The 21,446-nt window shown below is 41.7% G+C and carries 20 protein-coding genes; 2 read left to right on the forward strand and 18 right to left on the reverse strand.

Annotated features, from left to right (window positions below):
* Window positions 1-221 precede the first annotated feature (221 nt).
* The 11 genes from nth to O3651_RS06065 all read right to left on the reverse strand — a co-directional run bounded on the left by nth (window position 222) and on the right by O3651_RS06065 (window position 12,285).
* The gene (nth, locus tag O3651_RS06015) at window positions 222-851 is read right to left on the reverse strand and encodes an endonuclease III (protein ID WP_125383390.1); all 630 of its coding nucleotides are present in this window, start codon (window positions 849-851) and stop codon (window positions 222-224) included.
* Between the two features lie 77 nt (window positions 852-928).
* Window positions 929-1,411 carry a transcription elongation factor GreA gene (gene greA / locus O3651_RS06020; protein WP_005592281.1) on the reverse strand — a complete coding sequence of 161 codons (483 nt, stop codon included), beginning with the start codon at window positions 1,409-1,411 and terminating at the stop codon, window positions 929-931.
* 64 nt (window positions 1,412-1,475) lie between these two features.
* On the reverse strand, window positions 1,476-3,278 hold the full coding sequence (gene mltG, locus O3651_RS06025; protein WP_185774116.1) for an endolytic transglycosylase MltG: 1,803 nt from the start codon (window positions 3,276-3,278) through the stop codon (window positions 1,476-1,478).
* Window positions 3,279-3,342: 64 nt separating this feature from the next.
* The gene (locus tag O3651_RS06030; protein ID WP_223368214.1) at window positions 3,343-3,840 is read right to left on the reverse strand and encodes a GNAT family N-acetyltransferase; all 498 of its coding nucleotides are present in this window, start codon (window positions 3,838-3,840) and stop codon (window positions 3,343-3,345) included.
* Window positions 3,837-4,343 carry a GNAT family N-acetyltransferase gene (locus O3651_RS06035; protein WP_223368215.1) on the reverse strand — a complete coding sequence of 169 codons (507 nt, stop codon included), beginning with the start codon at window positions 4,341-4,343 and terminating at the stop codon, window positions 3,837-3,839. Before O3651_RS06035 ends, O3651_RS06030 begins: the two co-directional genes overlap by 4 nt.
* Before the next feature lie 11 nt (window positions 4,344-4,354).
* Window positions 4,355-5,689 carry a UDP-N-acetylmuramate--L-alanine ligase gene (murC, locus tag O3651_RS06040; RefSeq protein WP_005591898.1) on the reverse strand — a complete coding sequence of 445 codons (1,335 nt, stop codon included), beginning with the start codon at window positions 5,687-5,689 and terminating at the stop codon, window positions 4,355-4,357.
* Between the two features lie 32 nt (window positions 5,690-5,721).
* Window positions 5,722-6,393 carry a hypothetical protein gene (locus O3651_RS06045; RefSeq protein WP_005591897.1) on the reverse strand — a complete coding sequence of 224 codons (672 nt, stop codon included), beginning with the start codon at window positions 6,391-6,393 and terminating at the stop codon, window positions 5,722-5,724.
* Window positions 6,394-6,434: 41 nt separating this feature from the next.
* Entirely contained in the window at window positions 6,435-9,548 is a 3,114-nt protein-coding gene (locus O3651_RS06050; RefSeq protein ID WP_371609888.1) for a DEAD/DEAH box helicase, read from the reverse strand.
* A gap of 149 nt (window positions 9,549-9,697) precedes the next feature.
* A complete protein-coding gene (hpf, locus tag O3651_RS06055; protein ID WP_045500914.1) occupies window positions 9,698-10,240 on the reverse strand; it encodes a ribosome hibernation-promoting factor, HPF/YfiA family in 543 nt (180 codons plus the stop codon).
* Window positions 10,241-10,321: 81 nt separating this feature from the next.
* On the reverse strand, window positions 10,322-10,987 hold the full coding sequence (locus O3651_RS06060) for a ComF family protein (protein WP_371609889.1): 666 nt from the start codon (window positions 10,985-10,987) through the stop codon (window positions 10,322-10,324).
* A complete protein-coding gene (locus O3651_RS06065; protein WP_371609890.1) occupies window positions 10,984-12,285 on the reverse strand; it encodes a DEAD/DEAH box helicase in 1,302 nt (433 codons plus the stop codon). Before O3651_RS06065 ends, O3651_RS06060 begins: the two co-directional genes overlap by 4 nt.
* A 56-nt stretch (window positions 12,286-12,341) precedes the next feature.
* On the opposite strand from O3651_RS06065, the gene O3651_RS06070 reads away from it, so the two are divergent.
* Together O3651_RS06070 and cysK are read left to right on the forward strand one after the other, a co-directional pair.
* On the forward strand, window positions 12,342-12,977 hold the full coding sequence (locus tag O3651_RS06070) for a YigZ family protein (RefSeq protein ID WP_371609891.1): 636 nt from the start codon (window positions 12,342-12,344) through the stop codon (window positions 12,975-12,977).
* 116 nt (window positions 12,978-13,093) lie between these two features.
* Window positions 13,094-14,023 carry a cysteine synthase A gene (gene cysK / locus O3651_RS06075; protein WP_371609892.1) on the forward strand — a complete coding sequence of 310 codons (930 nt, stop codon included), beginning with the start codon at window positions 13,094-13,096 and terminating at the stop codon, window positions 14,021-14,023.
* 47 nt (window positions 14,024-14,070) lie between these two features.
* On the opposite strand, the gene O3651_RS06080 is transcribed toward cysK, so the two are convergent.
* From O3651_RS06080 to O3651_RS06110, 7 genes are all read right to left on the reverse strand, one after another.
* Window positions 14,071-14,433, reverse strand: coding sequence for a S1 RNA-binding domain-containing protein (locus O3651_RS06080; RefSeq protein WP_005591890.1), 363 nt, complete (start codon window positions 14,431-14,433; stop codon window positions 14,071-14,073).
* A complete protein-coding gene (locus tag O3651_RS06085) occupies window positions 14,433-15,833 on the reverse strand; it encodes a bifunctional Cof-type HAD-IIB family hydrolase/peptidylprolyl isomerase (RefSeq protein WP_371609893.1) in 1,401 nt (466 codons plus the stop codon). Before O3651_RS06085 ends, O3651_RS06080 begins: the two co-directional genes overlap by 1 nt.
* Before the next feature lie 37 nt (window positions 15,834-15,870).
* Entirely contained in the window at window positions 15,871-16,503 is a 633-nt protein-coding gene (locus tag O3651_RS06090) for a response regulator transcription factor (RefSeq protein ID WP_045500904.1), read from the reverse strand.
* Window positions 16,481-17,500 (reverse strand): sensor histidine kinase, encoded by a 1,020-nt coding sequence (locus O3651_RS06095; protein WP_371609894.1) that lies wholly within the window; start codon window positions 17,498-17,500, stop codon window positions 16,481-16,483. The genes O3651_RS06090 and O3651_RS06095 overlap by 23 nt, the downstream gene beginning before the upstream one ends.
* On the reverse strand, window positions 17,497-18,192 hold the full coding sequence (gene liaF / locus O3651_RS06100) for a cell wall-active antibiotics response protein LiaF (RefSeq protein WP_005591886.1): 696 nt from the start codon (window positions 18,190-18,192) through the stop codon (window positions 17,497-17,499). Before liaF ends, O3651_RS06095 begins: the two co-directional genes overlap by 4 nt.
* A gap of 221 nt (window positions 18,193-18,413) precedes the next feature.
* Complete coding sequence (locus O3651_RS06105; RefSeq protein ID WP_371609895.1) at window positions 18,414-19,229, reverse strand: endonuclease/exonuclease/phosphatase family protein; 816 nt, start codon at window positions 19,227-19,229, stop codon at window positions 18,414-18,416.
* A gap of 17 nt (window positions 19,230-19,246) precedes the next feature.
* A complete protein-coding gene (locus tag O3651_RS06110) occupies window positions 19,247-21,439 on the reverse strand; it encodes a PTS transporter subunit IIBC (RefSeq protein ID WP_045500896.1) in 2,193 nt (730 codons plus the stop codon).
* Window positions 21,440-21,446: the final 7 nt, after the last annotated feature.

Genomic DNA, 21,446 nt, shown 5'->3' on the forward strand with positions numbered 1-21,446 from the left:
TTTTTTTATCTTTTTTTCATCTTTTCTTCCAAACCCCTCTAAAACTACCTATAAATCAATAACTAAAAGGGAAAGGTAACATCTCCCTCTTACCTCTCCCCTATCCACTATATCACCGTGCTGCTAAAGTCTATTAAATATTCCTCTAACTCTCGCAACAGTCTTTTACGTCCCTTAAAGCGCTCATCGCCTAGTAAAAATTTGTATCTTAAGACTCTATCTTAAACATGATCAAAATTGTAAAGTTGAGGATAGTGATCGCACTCTGGATTTTTAGGATGGCAAATAGCCCGACCAAAGTAGATCATAGCCTGATGCGCAGCTAGCCAGCGTTCAGGCGGGAGAACGTCCATAACACGTTTTTCAACTTCTAAAGGACTTGCTGACTTTTTGACAATATTGTGATGTTTACAAATGCGTTCGACATGGGTATCAACTGCAAATGCTGGAATGCCAAAACCTACGCTCATAACCACATTAGCTGTTTTGCGCCCCACACCCGCCAGACTTTCTAGTTCCGTACGAGTCTGTGGCACTTGTCCCTCAAATTGCTCTAAGAGTTGCTGGGCACATTTTTTCAGAAACTTGGCCTTATTTCGATAAAGTCCTAAACGCGAAATGTGCTTGGCAATATCTGCCTCGGATGCTGCTGCCATAGCTTCTGGAGTAGGGTAAGCTAAAAATAGATTTGGGGTAGCTTTATTAACTGCAGCATCTGTCGTTTGAGCGGATAACATGACTGCCACGAGTAGCTCAAAGTGATTTCTAAAATCTAAACTCGGTTTGGCATCAGGAAATAGGGCAATAATCTCCTCAATGACATGGCGTGCTCGTTTTTTTGATAAAACCATCAGTATACAATCTCCTTTGCTTGTTCTATATTATAGCATAAATTGATAAAGAAAAAGCCGAGCGTGCTCGACCTTTCTTAGACTGTTTTTTCAACTTTTAGGATTTTGACATCATAACTGCCAACTGGTGTTTCTACTGTTGCAATATCACCGGTCTTCTTACCAATCAATGCTTGACCAATCGGACTTTCATTTGAAACTTTCCCCGCAAAAGCATCTGCACCAGCTGAACCAACGATAATGTATACTTCTTCTTCAGTCTCACCGACTTCTTGGATAGTAACTGTTTTACCGATGGCAACTTCATCTTTAGCAACTGAATCGCTATCAACAATCACAGCATAGCGAATTTTAGTCTCCAGACTTGAAATTTGTCCTTCAACGAAAGCCTGCTCGTCCTTTGCTGCTTCATATTCACTATTTTCTGATAAATCTCCGTAAGAACGAGCAATTTTAATGCGTTCTACTACTTCTGGACGTCGAACCAATTTCAATTCTTCTAATTCTTGTTCTAATTTTTCCTTTTCTACAAGGGTCATAGGATAAGTTTTTTCAGCCATTACTTTATTTTCTCTCTTCTTTCTATTTTTTGATAAAACAAAATTATGTGGAAAACCACATAATTTAGTTAGAACTTTCACCTGATTGGTTTAATTTGCTATTAACGTGTTCTTCCACATTCTTAGCGTGTTCTTCGTAAGTATTTGCAAAATATACAGCCCCTGTTTCCACATTTGCTACAAAATACAAGTACTCTGTCTTACTTGGATTAATGGTAGCTTCGATAGCAGACAGGCTTGGACTATCTACTGGACCAGGCATCAAACCTTGCTTCTTGTACACATTATAAGGCGAGTCAAGATTTGTATCAATTTCAGCATCTTCTTTAAGAGTTGTCTTTTGACCAAGTTTTCCTTGAGCATAAAGAAGCGCAATATTGCTCTGAAGTGGCATAGCTTGGTTCAAACGATTATAAAAGACGCTCGCAATATCTTTGCGATCCTGATCAGTTGATCCCTCTTTTTCAACTAAAGAGGCGAGGGTTAAAACATCATTGACTGTCAGATTCTTAGACTCAATTGTTGAGTAATACTGCGATAGATTTGTATTCATAGCAGCCAACATTTGGTCAATCAGTTCTTCAATCGTGGTTTCTTTTCCATAATCATAAGTAGCCGGGAAGAGATAACCTTCAAGACGATATTTAACACCACTATCCTTGCTCGGCAAAGTTGCTAGAAGCTGCGGATATTTAGCTGCCATTTTTGCAATAAAGTCTTCATCTTGAGCTTTATTTAGAAAATCTTCCTTGCTGAATGGTGTTTTAGTATTCTTGTTCGCAGTTTTTGCAGCATTGACAGTAGTTGCTTCGGCAATTTGCTCCAAGGTGTATCCTTCAGGAATTGTTATCTTGCCAAGAACTGGAGGCTGTGGTGTATCTGTTCCACCTTCTTGTAATTGCTTAGCAATCGTGTCTAAATCCATACTCTTTTGAAGATTATAGTAACCAGATTGGAAATTCCCATAACTTCTGATTTTTGAATAAAGATTAAAGACTTGAGCGTTCTTAATCAGGCCCTTCTTTTCTAAAATCTCTCCGATTTGTTTGGTACTAGAACCGGCAGGAATCTCTACTGTCACATATTCTGTCGATTTAGCATCTACTGGTTTCAGTGCGGAAGAGACATAATTGTATCCTACAAAACCAGTAATACCAAGGCCCAATAGGAAAAGTACCAAGACTGTCATCACGATTCGATTGGCTAGGCCGTTTTTACGTTTTTTCTTTTTACTACTATTGGTACGATCTGCACGTGAACGTTTTTTTCCATGAGCAACATCTCTACGGCTTAGCGTTGGTTCTGCAGTAGAAAAATCATTTTTAGCTTCTCTTTCATCTGTAGTGTTTGAATCAGGTAACACTGTTTCTTTTATCTCATCTGCAACAGGCGCTACCTTTTCTTGATAAGCTTCCGAATGAGCCACAGAAGTTTGAACCTCTCCATATTCTATACTTTCCTTCTTAGCAACATCAGCTTGTCCTGGACCACCAACATTTGATGGGACTTCCGAAATCGTAGAATTACGGACTATATTTTCTAGCACATCTGCCTGAGTATGAACCGTAGGATCGCTTTGTCCCATTGGCTCTTCTACTTTGACCTTACTAGGTTCTTCCTCTACTGAAGTATCCTTCTCTAGAACCTCATGAGATTTTTCAACAGCAGAAACGAGAGATTCCAAGCTCTCCGCCAATTCCATTTCTTTACCTAAAAGAGGCTGCGCTTCTTCCTGAACTGAGTGATTTTGGGTACCATTGGCTGTTGCCAACTCATTCAAAATTTTCTCTTTAAAACTCAGCGTCTTTTCGTTATCCTGTGAATTTTCAGTCAAAAACTTGATCTCCTTCTTCATAATCCCTAACATTATATCTTAAAAGTCAGATAAATGCAATCATCTCCGACTTTTAAAACTATATTATTTATGAAAGTTATATCTGGGGATTTTCCCAAACCATATCAAACCATACTTCATCTGCATAAGTTGAGGACGAAGGTCCTTCATTGACGAAGCCATGCTTCTCATAATAGGCTACCAAATAATCATGACAAGTGAGATTGATACCGTGACGTTCATCTGCAATCGCAATTTCCTTCATAGTGTTCAACAAGGCTTTTCCTACACCTAACGCCTGTGCTTCTTTAGAAATGGATAGACTGGTTACAGAGATAAATCCGCCTGCCAAATAGCTATAATCTTCAACGTCCTCCGTAAAGGAAATATCTTTTAAGTAGCGTTCTGGTCGGACAGGACCTTCTAAATAGCCCAAAATCTTGCCATTTTTTTCTGCAACCAAAAAAGTTGAAGGAATCGTTTCAATGTGCTTTGCCAATATTTTACGACTAATAGCCTCTTCTGGACTGAAATTTTCCAATTCGATAGCATAAATGGTATCTAAATCAGCCATTTGAGCTTGACGGATAATCATTCTTTCTCCTTAAAATTTGGATTTTTCCATACCATATTTGACCAGATAGCACTAGCGTGACTCGAGTCTGTGATTCCTTCATGAATAAAGCCATTCATTTCATAATAGGCTACTAGCTCATCAGGACAGAGTAGGGTAATTCCCTGCCGATGTTGCTGAACAGCTGTCTCCTTGAGAGCTGCAAGCAACAAGGTTCCGACACCCTGCCTCTGAAAATCAGGATGGACAGACAGACTTTGGACGGCAATGAATCCACCTTCTGGAGAATTAGCACCCACCCTGCTAAAGAGGTCATCTGTCAAATATCGCGCCTGAATAGCTGGTCCAACAATATAGCCCGCCAGCTGACCATGCAGCTCTGCTAGCAAAAAAGTATCAGCAATCTGCTCTTTTAGAACTTCTGCACTGGCTGCTTCTGCTGCTGGAAAATTCAGCTGCTCAATTGCAAGAATTTCCTCCCAGTCGCTCAAGTCGGCTTGTCTAATTCGAATTGGTGCTTTCATCCAGGCGCCTCCTACTGAACGTTGCTAGTCAGATTAGACAAGAGACGTTCAAAGGAATATTCATAGGTCTGGATGTCTCCAGCTCCCATAAAGACATAAACTGCATTATCGTGGTCAAGAAGTGGAGAGACATTGTCCACATCAATAACCTTGGCACGCTTCACAATCTTTTCAGCCAAATCTTCGACCTTAACATCACCTTTGTCTACCTCGCGCGCAGATCCGTAAATCTGGGCTAGATAGACTGAGTCAGCTTGATTGAGGGCTTCCGCAAATTCGTCCAAGAGAGCAATGGTCCGAGTGAAGGTGTGCGGCTGGAATATGGCCACAATTTCCTTGCTTGGATACTTCTGACGAGCTGCATCCAGAGTCGCAATAATTTCCGTTGGATGATGGGCAAAGTCATCAATAATGACTGTATCATTAACAATCTTTTCTGTAAAGCGGCGCTTAACCCCACTAAAGGTCTTGAGATGTTCCCTTACTAGATTCAAGTCAATACCTGCAATATAGAGGAGACCGATGACCGCTGTCGCATTCATAATGTTGTGACGGCCAAAGCTTGGAATCTGGAACTCACCCAGCTCTTGCCCACGGAAGGAAACTTTAAAGCCTGAACCACTAGTAGAACGCAAGAGGTCGTGAGCAACAAAGTCGTTGCCTTCTTCCTTGAAACCATAGTAGTAAATCGGCGCATTTGAAGTAATACGGCGTAGTTGCTCGTCTTCTCCATAAACGAAGAGTCCTTTTGTAATCTGCTTGGCGTAATCATTGAAAGCATTAAAGACATCTTCCAAGCTTGTGAAATAATCCGGATGATCGAAGTCAATATTGGTGATGATCGAATATTCCGGATGATAAGGCATAAAATGACGTTCGTACTCGTCTGATTCAAAGACAAAATACTTGGCATTAGCAGAACCGCGACCTGTACCATCCCCAATTAGATAGCTAGTATCTGTGATATTAGACAGAACATGAGAAAGAATACCCGTTGTCGAAGTTTTCCCGTGAGCACCTGCTACTCCTAAGCTGACAAAGTCACGCATAAAGCTACCCAAAAATTCATGGTAGCGCTTGTAGCTAATACCATTGGCATCTGCATAGGCAATTTCCACATTGTTATCTGGACGGAAGGCATTACCGGCAATAATTTCAAAATCTGACTGGAGATTTTTCTCATCGAAAGGCAAAATGGGAATCCCAGCCTGCTCCAGACCACGCTGAGTGAAATAATATTTATCAACATCGCTTCCCTGAACCTTATGGCCCATCTGATGCAACATCAAAGCCAAAGCGCTCATACCTGAGCCCTTAATTCCGATAAAATGATAGGTTTTCGTCATGATTACTCCTTAAATCTTAAACAACTGAAGCCTTATTGTCCTTGGGCATCTGAACTCAACTTGGTGATGTCCAATTCCTGAGCTTTTTTATGCTTATTGTGTTTTTCTCGCTTCTTGCCCTTGTTATAGACTTGGCTGGTTTTGAGAAAATCGTAGTTATTCTTTTTCTTTTTTTCTGGATTCGTTGGTACTTCTATGAGAGGTTGAGACTGAACATCTGCTAATATGTAGCTATCTTGCTTTAGCTTATCACTGAACTTCGTTAACTCACCTGGATTTTCCTTTTGGAAAGGGGCTGTTGGTTTAACTGGATTTCCCTCAAAAGGAGGTGCCACCTTCCGACTACGAACCTTATTTGGGAGCTTGCTCGTCAAATAAGCAGCTGAACGTTTTTTCCTCAGATCAGCCCGAGCTTCCTCTCGTGCTTGCTCAGCATAGCGAATAGCTGGATCTTTCTTATCAATCGGCTTTTTAAAGTCCGTAACTGGAGCTTGCTTCTTTCTAGCTTTACTTACAGTTTGACTAGGAGTAGCATGAGCAGGATTTTCTGGCTTAGCAATCGGCATCCATTCTAAATAATTACGGTCCTGATAGTCCCCTTTAATGTTGCTAATCAGATCCAACTCATCGTACAAATTCATGTGTGGCATTTCTGTCAACATGATTTCGTCATCAGCAATTATAGGAAATTTAGTATTTGTCATAGCATGTCCTTTCAACTCTTCATTATTATAAACTATTCAAACTATTTTTCAAGCGATTCAGATGAAATTCCAAGAATTTCTCGAATTTCTTCCATCGAAAGACTAGAGCGAGACTCTGCACCATCTAGAATCGTTGAAACTAGATTTCGTTTGGTGTCCTGTAATTCCTGAATTTTTTCTTCAATAGTCCCCCGTGTAATCATACGATAAACTTTTACATTCCGTTCCTGACCGATGCGATGAGCCCGACCAATAGCTTGGGCTTCTACTGCAGGATTCCACCAAAGATCCACTAAAATAACAGTATTTGCACCAGTTAGATTGAGACCGACACCACCAGCTTTAAGAGAAATCAGGAAGGCTGATCTTTCTCCTTGATTAAAGGCTTTGGTCATCTCCTGACGTTCTTTTGCTGGAGTTGAGCCTGTGATTTTGAAGGACTCCATTCCCATCTGGTTCAGTTCTTGCTCGATAATATCCAGCATGCCACGGAATTGTGAAAATATCAGAACACGATGTTCACCGTCTTGGATCTGCTCCAACAGCTCACGTAAACTTTCCAGCTTGCCGCTTTCCCCATCGTAATCATCCATAAAAAGCTTGGGAGTATCACAGATTTGACGGAGTCGCATAAGACCAGACAAAATTTCGATTTTACTACGATTGATTTCCTCCTCTGTTGCATGGAGAATTCGCTCCTGCATTTGCTTGAGCAGAGCTAGATAAATCGTTTTCTGGCTGTCTGCGAGTTCATTACGATAAGAAATCTCAATCAAATCAGGAAGCTCCTGCAAGACTTCTTCTTTCTTACGCCTCATGACAAAGGGTTTAATATAGCGCGCAACCGTTTCTGCCGGCATCTTCAAAAAAGCTTTCTTGCTCGGTAATAAGCCCGGAAGGACGATCTGAAAAATTGACCAAAGTTCGCCGAGATGATTTTCAATCGGCGTGCCAGACAAGGCATAAGTCCGCTCCACCTCAAATGCTCTCAGATATTGAGCAATCTTGCTCTGGTCATTCTTCATGACCTGCGCTTCGTCCAATACCAAATAGTCAAAATGAAGTCCTTTATACTCTTCAACATCTTGTCTGAAGGAAGCATAACTGGTAATGGTAATCTGATGGTCTTCCGCAATCACAGCATCTCGAACATTTTTCAGTCCATACACAACAGCGACATCTAGGTCTGGAGCAAATTTGGCAAACTCATCGCTCCAGTTGTAAATTAGACTCGACGGCGCCAAAATCAAAACTTTCTTAGACTTGGTCAAATGAGCAGTCAAGAAAGAAATGGTCTGAAGGGTCTTTCCCAAGCCCATGTCATCGGCTAGAATACCACCAAATCCATATTTATTCAGCATGGATAGCCATTTTACACCCGTTTCTTGATAATCTCGAAGCTCTGCCTGAACTTTCAGCTTAGGCAAAGGAAAGTCCTCAGGGTGGGTCAAATCATAAGCCAGCTGACGAAAATCCTGCGACAAGTCAACTCTTTCCTGATCTTTGAACAATTCAGAGAGTTGATAGGCAGCCAAGCTATGCGTTTGGATAACCCCATTTTTAGAATGTTTGCTTCGCAATTGTTGCAAGGTCTGGCTGATTCGCTTACTATTCTCATCAAAAATCACAACTTGACCCGTCTTGCTGATAAAGTAATCCTTTTGACTCATCAGCGAATCTAGAACATCATCTACCTCAGACTGGTCGATACCAGTAAAATCAAAGCCGATATCCAAGAGTCCTCCATTCATACTGATGGAAACCTTTGGAGGTGCTGTTTGTGATAGACTCTGCAGCTCATCTGACAAGTAGACATTGCCCAATGCTCTAAAGCGTGGAATCAAGACGGAGAAGAAACGGTAAATTTCTTCAGGTCGTAAAGGCGGACGCTGACTGATAAAATCATCTGCAAAACCTGCCTCCAGCATTGCTTTAAAAACTTGCTGTTCCCGCTCAAAATTGCTGGCAAAAGGTAGATTTCTCAGCTCTTCACGACTGGTGACAGTCTGACTACCATAATCAAAGACAAGATCCAGCAATACTTGCTTGTCAGCCTCCAAATTAAAATCGAAATCCACGGTAAAATCATGAATGAACAGTCGCTCAGGTGCTGTCACACGGCCAATTTTTTTAAACTCAAGCAGACTCACTGCCAGTTTGGACTGCTCAGACACATCAAACTGCAGGCGCTTGACCCGCTCTTGCTCAATCGGTAATTCCTGTAAAGCCTTGACTAATTTGGTCTGCTCAGTCGTCAGCTGATGGAAGGTCTGATTATGAAAGATAAATTGCCCCCCATAGAGCAGCTTATAATTCTTTTCTGATATCAGCAATTCAAAATAGTTTTCCCGTTCTTGCACCTCAAACTGATAAATTCCCGCTTCTTCATGCAAGTCTTGGAAAAATACCTCAGCATAATCATAAAAGCTATATTCCAAACGAAACGAAGTGAGATTCATCAAGCGAGTCACGCCTTCCTCAAAAAGACTAGCTGGAAAATAAAGGTGCCGTCCAGCATTGGGAAAGACCAACGAAGAGTCCTGCCCCTTATAATCCATCACCAAGCCTCGTAAAAATTCTAGCAAATCTTGACTGGCCTCATCAAAATTCTCCATGCGAATAGGCTCATAGTAGTTCTTACCGATTTGATAATGCCCACCCTTATTCAAGGTTCTCAAAAAGGACAAAATATCACGCACTACATAAGAGCGCTCATCCGGCAGACGGCTAATCCGCAGACTCCATAAAAATTGTCCTGTGTAAGTATCTTCCCGTCCAGTCGCTGATAGCTCATAGCGGACTTGCTGACTGGATTTATCTAGCAAAATCTTATCCAAAAAAAGGCTACCAAAAGAAACCAATTTCTGGGCTTCCTGACTAGAAGACTCTTTTTCTGTCATCTTCGCCAGCAGATCTTTACCTGCTGGATCATTTTTCAAAAAATATTCCAAGGCAGCCAGATGGGCGCAGTACTTCTTCTTTTGAAAAAAATCACAGGAGCAGAAAACTGCCTCATCATCTAGACTATAACGTAGATTGTACTGATCCACGCGCGTGTATAAAAAGGAATCCTTGACTTCAATAATTTCAACCTTTTTGCTGTCACAGAGGGCAATTCCTTCCGTTCGAATTTTACCTGGAATTAATTTAGCCATACCTACCACCTAACATTTATCCCTTTATTATACCATAGGACAGCTATAAAAATAAAATAGAATTTCTTTATTCGTAATCATTCTTTGAAGTAGAATGAGCGAGAGCTTTCTCTACAACAAAAAGCCGTCCATTGGACGGCTCTTTTACATTATTTTACTTCTAACAAACCGATATCTCCATCTTCACGACGATAGATAACATTCGTTGTACTATCTTCAACATCTGTGTAGATGAAGAAGTCATGTCCCAACAAATCCATTTGCAAAATAGCTTCATCTAGATCCATTGGTTTCAAATCAATATGCTTAGAACGTACTACTTTGGAAGATGCTGCATCAGCTTCTTCTACTAGAGCATCAGTGAACAACTGGCTAGTTGCAACCTTGTTCCGATTTTTCTTTTCAATCTTTGTCTTATTCTTACGAATCTGACGTTCAATCTTATCGATAACTAGGTCGATAGATCCGTACATATCTTGCGAAACATCTTCTGCCCGAAGGGTAATAGAGCCAAGAGGAATCGTTACTTCGACTTTCGCCGTCTTCTCCCGGTACACTTTCAAATTTACCCGTGCATCAAGTTCTTGCTCCGCTTGGAAATACTTCTCAATCTTCTCAAGTTTAGAAACTACGTAGTCACGGAGAGCATCAGTTACTTCTAGGTTTTCACCACGGATACTATATTTAAGCATATAAGTACCTTCTTTCTAAACATAAATGTTTTATTTACAATATCATTATAACGCTTTCATTCTTTTTTTGCAAATATTTTCTTATCTTGCGAGTGAAAATGTCAAAACTTCTTTCACACCTGCTTCCAGCAATAATTCTCGAGCTAATTGCAATGTTTTTCCAGTCGTATATACATCATCTATCAGAAGAATTTTTTCTGGCAGAAGGACATCTTTTACCAATGTAAAACATTGCTGACTGTTTAATCGTTCTTGACGATTTTTACTGGATTGGGCAATCGCATCCTGCTTTTCAAGCAACTGTTTGTAAGGCAAGCCAGCTGCTTGCAAGAAGCCTTCTACCTGATTAAAACCTCGATTTTGGTATTTTTCAGGACTGACCGGAATAGGAACTAAAGTATATTTTTTGAAGTTTCTGAGGCCTTTTTTGAGAACTTCTGCAAACACAAATCTCAGAAGATAATCCCCTTGAAATTTGTATTTGCTGAAGAAGTCCTTCATCAAATCATTATAAAGAAAGCAAGCCTGATGCTGCACCAAATAGCCTTGCGCTTCCCATATTTGACAGTCCGAGCAGACTTTCGCTTCCCCATCCTTCCAGCAACGTGGGCAATGGATAGAGGAAATCGCTTCAAATCCTGCTCGACAATTCTTACAAATTGTATTTTCTTCTTTTTGCAATAAAATCAAGGAAGAAAAAGTCCTATTTTCTTCGACTACTTGGCTGCATAACAGGCAATTTTTCATAGGCCAGCCTCCTTGTTCATCAGTTTGATTTCACGAATCGCTTTTTCGATTGAACGTGTGGTACCGTCGTGAAAGAAGAATAAATCTCCCGTCGGCCTCTCCATGCTACGTCCCACTCGACCAGAAATTTGTACCAAGGCGCTACGGCTAAAGAGACGATGGTTGGCCTCCAGAACAAAGACATCTACACAGGGAAAGGTCACACCACGCTCTAAGATGGTCGTTGTGACCAAAATGGTAATTTCTCGCTTGCGAAACTCTTCAACGATTTCTAGACGATTTTCAGTTGTCGAAGCCACAAATCCGACTCTTTCCGCTGGAAATATCTCCTCCAAAACTTGCGCAAATTCTTGACCTCTTTTGATTTCCGAGGCAAAGATCAGTAAGGGAAAGCCTGTTTTTCTCTGTCTCTCGATATATTTCTTCAATTTAGGCGGCAATTTCTTTTTCGCCAAATATTTTTGAAAATCTGCCAGCCAAACTTTTTGGGGCACAATCAAAGGATTGCCATGGAAGCGCCGAGGAAGACTAAGGCGTTTTAATTCTCCTTTTTGGACTTTTTTATCCAGCTCATCCGTCGAAGTGGCAGTTAAGAAAATTGTCGTTCCCTTCTCCTTGACCGACTGCTCCACGGCATGGTAGAGCACAGGATTGTCCACATAAGGAAAAGCATCTACTTCATCCACAATCAACAAATCAAAAGCTCGATAAAATTTGAGGAGCTGATGGGTAGTGGCAATGACCAAGGGACTGCGAAAATATGGCTCGGATTCACCATGCAAAAGTGAAATAGGACAGGCAAAATCCAGCTGGAGCCGGCGATAAAGCTCCAAACAGACATCAATCCGAGGGCTGGCTAGACAAACGGCACCTCCATGGTCAATCACTTCTGCAATCACCTGATAAATCATTTCCGTTTTGCCCGCCCCAGTCACTGCATGGACTAGGCTATTCTGCTTTTGAGCAACTGACTCTAACAGTCCCTGAGAAACTTTCTCTTGAAAGGTCGTTAATTGTCCCTGCCACTTGAGTACCTGATTTTTAGGAAAAGCTTCCTGTGGAAAATAGTAGAGTTCTTGATCACTCCGAACTCGCCCCAAAATCAGACATTCCCTACAATAGTAGGCATTGACAGGTAGCTGGTAGTTCTCCTTGTCCACTTGAGAACCACAGCAGCCGCAAAATAATTTCCTCCTTTCCTCTCGCATACTGAGCATCTGCTGGGCCTGCAAGCGCAGCTCAGGGCTGAGCTGATCCTTTGTAAATATCCTACCTAGGCAATCTTTTATTTCTAACATACTTTTTTATTCGTAAAACTTTTGGAAAAATCCATTTTTTTGTGTACAATAAAACTATGGAATATAGAACAATTAGACAAGACGGTCAAGCCCAGGAAGAAATTAAAAAATCTCGCTTCATTTGCCACGCCAAGCGCGTTTACTCAGAAGAGGAAGCCAGGGATTTTATTGCAGCCATCAAAAAAGAGCACTATAAAGCCACTCATAATTGCTCTGCTTTTATTGTCGGAGAGAAAAGTGAAATCAAACGAACCAGTGACGACGGGGAGCCCAGCGGTACAGCGGGCGTTCCCATGCTCGGTGTCATGGAAAATCACCAACTGACCAATGTCTGCTTTGTGGTCACGCGCTATTTTGGTGGGATTAAACTAGGAGCTGGCGGACTCATTCGGGCTTATGCAGGCAGCGTCGCCTTGGCAATCAAAGAAATCGGTTTGATCGAAATCAAGGAACAAGCCGGCTTACGCCTTAAAATGTCTTACAGCCAGTATCAAAACTTCGATAACTTTTTGAAAGCTGAAGATCTGATCGAATTCGATACAGAGTTCACAGATCTAGTTGCCACAACCATTTATATCGACAAGCAGGAAAAAGAAACACTAGAGCAGAAATTAGTCGAATTTTTCAATGGCAAAATCCAAATTGATGATCAAGGTTTGCGCAAGGTTGAAATTCCCTTAACAGTTGAATAATTTAAAAAGCTAGGCTGAGTGATAAAGAATTTTTATCGTGGCCATAGCTTTTTTATATTTTACAAAGTGCCGCTTTCGTCTTATACTAGTTTCATTAAAGTATTGAGGTAGGAAAAATGGCAAACATTTATCAAAATATCACAGAATTAGTTGGAAGAACGCCAATTGTTAAACTAAATAATATCGTTCCTGAAGGAGCTGCTGAGGTTTACGTCAAGTTAGAAGCCTTCAACCCTGGCTCTTCTGTCAAGGACCGGATTGCTCTCAGCATGATTGAGGCCGCTGAACGCGATGGCCTTATCAAGCCTGGCGACACTATTGTGGAAGCAACCAGCGGAAATACTGGTATTGGCCTTTCATGGGTTGGGGCAGCTAAAGGCTACAAGGTTGTCATTGTGATGCCAGAAACCATGAGTGTGGAGCGCCGCAAGATTATTCAAGCCTATGGGGCAGAGCTAGTGTTGACTCCGGGTAGCGAAGGAATGAAAGGCGCTATCGCCAAGGCAGAAGAAATTGCCCAAGAGCGAAATGGCTGGTTGCCACTGCAGTTTAATAATCCGGCTAATCCAGAAGTTCACGAACGAACAACAGGAGAAGAAGTTATCGCTGCTTTCGGTGAAACTGGACTGGATGCTTTTGTCGGTGGTGTCGGAACTGGTGGGACTATCTCTGGTGTCTCTCATGCTCTTAAAAAAGCGAATCCGAATATCCAAGTCTATGCGGTTGAAGCAGACGAATCTGCTATCCTTTCTGGTGAGAAACCAGGTCCTCACAAAATCCAAGGACTTTCAGCTGGCTTCATTCCAGAAACCTTGGATACAGCAGCCTATGATGGTATTGTCCGCGTGACTTCCGAGCAAGCGCTAGAATTGGGACGCTATATTGGTGGTCAGGAAGGTTTCCTAGTCGGAATTTCATCTGCTGCGGCTATTTTTGCAGCCATTGAAGTCGCTAAAAAACTAGGAGCTGGTAAAAAAGTCCTTGCCCTAGCACCTGATAATGGTGAGCGTTACCTATCTACCGCTCTCTACGAATTTGACGCTTAATAGTGAAAAGAGTTAACAAAATTCCTACCCGTTTGGGTAGGAATTTTTTACTCTTTTTGTTCTTTCAGAAAAGCTTTGGCTTCCCTTATCCAGATTGGCAATTGCTTACCTAAGGGCGCAAAACCAATTTTACAACGATCATTTGAAAAGCGATGCCGTCTTGGTAAACGATGTTTTTCCTCCTCCAAGGTTCGCATCGATAAGCTGGCCTTACCAGAAAACTCGTCATAATCCACCACCTGCACGAGAACCTGATCCCCGATTTTTAAAATATCGTGAATATTGTCAATATAACCCGTCCGAATCTCAGAAATATGAATGAGCCCGATCAGACCGCTTTCTAGTTCGACAAAGGCACCGTAGGGCTGAATTCCTGTAATCTTGCCCTTTAACTTATCTCCGATTTTCATTAGTCTATAACCTCAATCGTCTCAATAACAACATCCTCAAGCGGTTTATCCATTGAAGCTGTCTCAACTGCTGCGATCTTGTCCAGAACTTCATAAGAAGCCTCATCCACTAACTGGCCAAACACAGTATGTCGACGGTCCAAATGCGGTGTCCCGCCCTGGCTAGCATAAACTTCAGCGATTGGCTTTGGCCATCCTCCCCGAGTCAATTCCTTGGTTGAATAAGGAAGACTGCTATTTTGGACAATAAAGAACTGACTGCCATTGGTATTTGGTCCAGCATTCGCCATTGATAGAGCACCACGAATATTATAAAGTTCAGGTGAAAACTCGTCTTCAAAGCGTTCACCATAGATGGACTCTCCGCCCATGCCAGTACCCGTCGGATCGCCCCCCTGAATCATAAAATCTTTGATAACTCGATGGAAAATCACTCCGTCATAGTAGCCATCCTTAGATAAGGCAATAAAGTTGGCAACTGTTTTGGGCGCTTGCTCTGGGAAGAGTTGAATCTTCAACTCACCATGGTTTGTCTTGATCTTTGCCACTGGTCCTTCCAGCTCATCAAGATGAAGCTGTGGGAAGGTCAATTCTTTCTCCACCATGCCCAATTGCTCCAAAGCATCAAAAATACCGTCTTCTTCGATCGTTTTTGTGACGAAATCAGCTTTTTCCTGTAGCTCTTCGTCGGAAACTCCCATAGCAATACTGAGCCCTGCATAGTCAAATAATTCTAAATCATTGAGTCCGTCGCCAAAAACTAAAACATTTTCTGGTTTGAAACCGAGGTGCTCCACGACCTTGGCAACGCCAGCTGCCTTTGAACCTTCTTTCAGTACGACATCCGATGAATACTCATGCCAACGCACCATACGGAGAGAGTTGGCCAAATCCTCTGGCAACTGCAAACTGTCGCCTATATCCTCAAAAGTCCACATTTGATAGATTTCATGATCTTGGTAAAAATCAGGATTGACAGCCAGATCTGGATAAATGATATCAATTGCTGACGAAATCATAGGATTACGAACAGACAAAGCCGCTTCATGACTGCCTACCAAACCGTACTCAATGCCCACTTCCTTGGTCCAAGAAATATAGGATTCCACGCATTCTTGCGGAATGACCGTTTTCGCAATGACTTCGCCTTTTCTATTTTCAACATAAGCCCCATTCAAGGTAACAAAAAAATCAGGATCCAAGGCACGAATTTCTGGAACAACTCCAAAAATGCCACGACCAGAAGCAATTCCTGTCAGAATTCCCTTTTCTCTCAGCTGCTTAAATACAACTTTGATCGATTCTGGGATGAAGCCCGTTTCCTTGACCCGCAAGGTATCATCGATATCAAAGAAAACAATCTTAATCTTTTTCGCCTTATATTTTAATTTTGCCTTCATATCTTCCTCTTTCAATTTAATCTTCTCTATTATATCATTAAAAGTCGTCTTGCGGAACAAGGTGATGCTGAAAAGCATAGACGACTGCCTGGGTCCGATCGCTCACTTCTAGCTTAGACAAAATATTGGACACATGCGTCTTGACCGTTTTCAAGGAAATAAAGAGCTCATCAGCAATCCTCTGGTTTTCATAACCTTTGGCTAAAAGCCCCAAAATATCCCGCTCCCGCGCTGTCAAATCCTCGTGAAGCTCTATATGATTCCGATGGTATTCGACCTTCTTACTGACTTCTGTTTCAATGGCAAATTCACCCTTTGCAACCTTTCTGACGGCGTGGAGAATTTCATCCGCACTAGAAGTTTTCAGCATATAACCACGGGCACCCGCATCCAAGACAGGATAGATTTTTTCATTGTCCAGATAGGACGTCAAAATCAAAATCTTTGCCTCTGGCCATTCTTTCAAGATAGCCAAGGTAGCATCAATGCCACTCATCTCTGGCATAACAATATCCATCATAATCACATCAGGACGGCTTTCCAGAGCCTTTTCGACACCTTCTCTACCATTGGTAGCCTCTGTTACTTCTTCAATATCGTCCTGTAATTCAAAAAAGCTTTTCAAGCCCAATCTGACCATTTGATGGTCATCCACTAGTAATATTCTCATCCTTTTCCCCTTCTAACAATGGAACACTGATTTCGATAGAAACTCCTTTTTTGGGAGCCGTCAGAATCTTCAAGGTGCCAGCCATATCATGCACTCGATCTTCAATATTTTTCAAACCATAACTCATGTCAGCCAAGCTAGCTGGATCAAAACCGATTCCGTCATCAGAAACCTTGAGTTTGAGCCTATTTGGCGTCTGATAGAGATAGATGTCCAGACGACTGGCCTGAGCATGGCGCAAGGTATTATTGATGATTTCTTGGATAATCCTAAAAATATGCTCCTCTATCTGCTTGGGTAGACCGATGACCTCATGCTTAAACTGGACAGTCAAGTCCGACTTATCTGTCAATTCTTTGATTAAGACATTCATGCCTTCTACCAAGGTCCGATTTTCCAATTCTGTCGGCCGTAAATGTAAGAGCAAGATCCGCAAATCTTTTTGCGCTGTCTCTAGAATGTCTGCGATTCCCTTTAACTGCTTCTGGAGATTATCTTTATCAAGACGCTCCACATTTCCAGCGACACCTGAGAGAATCATATTAGCAGCAAATAGCTCCTGACTGACAGTATCATGCAAGTCGCGAGCAATCCGTCTGCGTTCTTTTTCAATAATCTTCTCTTCCGCCTGCAAGGCCTGATTCTCAGATTTCTGCAAATTTTCGGTTAGACTGTCCAACTTTTCTTTTAAGCGGATGAGAGAATCGTCCAGTTCTACCTGCCCGATTTCTTGTATGTCACCGCCTTCTAAAATATCTTTTAAATTCTTCTGAACTTGAGAAAGAGACAGGTGCTGAAGGAAGCGCGCAGCAGCGGCCAAGAAAATAGTCAGCGCTAAGCCCAGAACCAGAACAAAAAAGGCAAAGGACTGGAGCAAGTCCAGATTATTCAGCAGCTTTTGCCATTCTAAATTAAAAAGATTAAAAATGTAATGAAAGATAATCCCTAAAACGAAGAAGGTGTAGAGAAAAATGACCAAATAACTTGTTTTTTTCACTTTCTAACAACCTCCACATTTCCTAAAAAGCTGACCAAAACAATTTTTACGGTTTTGCTGGCTCGCTTATAGTCAGGCGTTGTCAGAGAAATCGTTTCATTGCGCAGCTTGCGTGGCGGATGATTTAAAAAATTCAAGTCTCCGTATAGGGTATTGATCTGAAGCTGAATTTCCACATCCAAAGGAATGACGATCTTGGTATCCCCAAAGCCCTTACGAATCACGATGACATTATCATGATTGACCACAATGACATCTTCTAAGTGAATGGTGTCCTTTCCCATCATTCTCAAAAGGTTGATATCATGAAACTGGCAGTCATCCTTTGAGAAATGCTGCAAATCCCCCAACCAACGATTTTTTTCAGCCCGAACTTCGGTCGCATCTTCAAAGAAAAGATGGGTCTCTTGATTTTCTTTGTAAAGATAGGGATAGGCCACAATCATGCCGTAAATCAAGGCGAAAAGGACAGCGGCAATAACAAAAGGATTGAGCATGACAATGAAAAAGAAGACAATCATGGTCGCAACCAATAGCGAATTGCCTCTCTGCTTGCCGAAATAATAATATAAAAACAAGAGAAAGAGTAGCATGATGAGAACAACACGCGAAAAATCGGCAGCCAGCATGGTAACCAGCGCCATTGATAATAGAATCGCTTCAACAAAGATGAATAATTGAACTTTCCACATAGCTATTCCCTTCCTTACATGTCTATTGTAACAAAATTAAGCAAAAAAACCTCCGTCTGAGGCATGAAATGGAAAGATTATCCTATCTGACCCAGCAGAACTTCTTGGTTCTAGACTTCTTTGCACTTTTCCTCTAAAAAGCAAAAAATCGCTTCAAATGCTGTTTAAGCAAAACAAACATTTAAAGCGATTTTTAGTTTATTTGTATTGTTCAGACAAGCTTAGAAATGGACTTGTGCTTCCAAGCCAAAATGGTCACTAACGACTGGACCACGTTGCCCATCAAAAACAACAGCAGATCTTTCAATATTGAAATCTTTACTTGTAAAAATATAATCAATTTTTAGAGCATCTTTGTTTCCTGCCCAACCAGCAATATCGCCTTCAACCGTCGCTGTACCAATCGTTTGGTCAGCCACCTTATGACTGTCTTGGAGAGCAAGTGGACTTTGGATAATGTGTTGATAGCCTTCATAATCAACTGGATTGTTAAAATCTCCCATGAGGACAAGAGGAGTCTCAACTTGCAAGAGCTCAGATTCAAATTTCGCCCACTCTCCTTGGAAGCCTTTATCCCACCAAGATAAGTGACAAGAAGCAACCGTGATAGGCTGACCATCGAGCTCTGTTTCTGCCAGCAAGACTTTACGTGTATGATAGTCACTTGGATCATTGACATCAGACACCAAGAGTTCTCTTGCCTTCAGGGGCTTTCTAGAAAGAATTGCAACCCCTTCATTATAAATATCAAATCCAATATGATTATAAGCCCAAGACCAGTAATAGTCCAGACCTGCCTCAGCTAGCTTTTCAACCAGACGCAGGGCATAGTGGTCCTGGTGAATCGGAATGGCGCCATCTACCGCATAATAGAAGGGAGCCTGAACAACCTGTTCAGACTCCACTAATTGATTGACTTCCTGCAGGCAAATGACATCATATTTTTCTTGGAGAATCCGCTCAGCTAGCTGATTTAGCTTGCTTTCTTGCTCTTCTTCCATCCAACTATGAGTATTTAAAGTCAGGAATTTTGCCATAATTTCTCTTTTCTATCTTACAATTCTACTTTAGCCACTACTGTCTTAGGAGCGACTTTACCGAATTTCTCAACTGCTACTGATTTGATTGCTGGAGCATTTGTGAAGACAACGATAGTGGTTGTTTCACGACCTGCTTCTTTAATAGCTGCCAAATCTGCTGTTACCAAAAGATCACCTGCAGCGACTGTTTGTCCTTCTGCTACATGTACTTCAAATGGTTTGCCTTCAAGGCTAACAGTATCAAGACCGATATGAACAAGCACTTCAAGACCAGCTTCAGTCAAGAGACCAAGAGCATGTTTTGTAGGGAAGACGCTTGTCACTTTACCAGCTACTGGAGAATAGATCTTGCCATTTGCTGGTTCAACTGCAAATCCGTCACCCATCATTTTTTGTGAGAAAACTGGATCTTTCACATCTTCCAACTTGACCACTTCACCATCAGCAACGGTTTCAATTGCTTCTGTCACACCTTTGTAGCTAACTGCTGCAGCTGCAGACTCAGCTTTTTGGCTTGGTAGAGTTTCAGGAATTACTTCTCCTGAATCCAATAAGTCTTGAATATCAGATTTAAGAACGTCAGCTTTTGGTCCGTAGATAGCTTGAACGCCTTGGCCTTTCATAACCAAGCCCATAGCGCCTTCAGCTTTCCACTGCTCTGCTGTTCCAACTTTTTCAGCATCTTTGACAGTTACACGCAGACGAGTCATACATGCATCTACATCAACGATATTAGCACGACCACCTAGAAGATTGATAACATTAACGGCTTGAGAAGCTGCAGCAACTTTACCATTACCAGATTCTGATGAAGAAGCTTCATCTGAACCTTCTGCTGTTTCATAGTTACCGTTGCGTCCTGGAGTTGCATAGTTGAATTTCTTGATCATGAAGTTAGAAATGAAGTACATGATCACTGCAAAGAGAACTGTAACCCAGATAAAGTTAATGACATCCATACCCAAACCAGCATTGATTGCCATTGGAGTACGAGTCAAGAATTCGATTGATCCGAATGAGTGTACACGAAGGTTGACGATATCAGCCATTGCAAATGCAGCACCTTGTACAAAAGCATAGATGATATACAGCGGTGTTGCAACAAACATGAACATGTACTCGATTGGTTCAGTAACCCCTGTCAAGAAGGTTGCCAAAGCAGTCGCAATCATCATACCTTTGTATTTGTGTTTCTTGTCAGCATCTACATTGCGGTAAATAGCTGCGGCAACACCCATAAGGATACCAAATGAACCGATCATTTGTCCAACTTTGAAGCGAGCTGGGTGGAATGTGTCAAGCAAATATTGGTACTTAGTAGGATCAGCTGTCTTAGTACCAACTAAGTCAGTTGCCCAAGCCAACCAAAGTGGATCTTGTCCAAATACTTGAGTTCCTTTAGCAGCACCAGTCAATACTTCATAAGTTCCCCCAAGTTGAGTATAGTTCATTGGGATAGTCAACATGTGGTGCAAACCAAATGGAAGCAAGAGACGTTCTAAAGTACCATAGATGAATGGTGCTAGGATTGGTGCAGTATCTTGTGAATTTGCAATCCAAACACCAAAGTTGTTAATACCTGATTGAACAACTGGCCATACGAATGACAAAACAATTGCTACGATTGCTGAACGCAAGATAACAACGAATGGTACAAAACGCTTACCATTAAAGAATGACAAAGCATCTGGCAATTTACGGAAGTTGTAGTACTTGTTATAAGCTGTTGCTCCGACAAAACCTGCGATGATTCCGACGAAAACCCCCATATTCAAAGCAGGAGACTCAAGAACACTGATAAAGTAGTCAGAAACCTTGATGCTTCCTCCTAAGAAAGTGCTAACCACTGCTTTAGAATCTTTCAGCATATCGCTTGATACACCAAACATAACCCCAGTGATACGGTTAATCAAAATGAAGGATAAACCTGCCGCAAAGGCGCCACCAGCACGTTCTTTCGCCCAGCTACCTCCAATAGCAAGAGCAAAGAGGATATGCAGGTTACCGATAACCCCCCAACCAATTTGTTCTAAAACGCCACCAGTAGTCACTAGAAAACCTAGCTCAGGATTGATCATCGGAATTGACTTACCAATACTGATCATCAAACCTGCTGCGGGCATAACCGCAACAACCACCATCAAAGCTTTACCGAATTTTTGCCAAAATTCAAAGCTAAAAATGTTTTTGAATGAATCTTTCATCATCCAGACC

It is taken from the genome of Streptococcus sp. 27098_8_73, from assembly GCF_041432495.1.
GTDB lineage: Bacteria > Bacillota > Bacilli > Lactobacillales > Streptococcaceae > Streptococcus.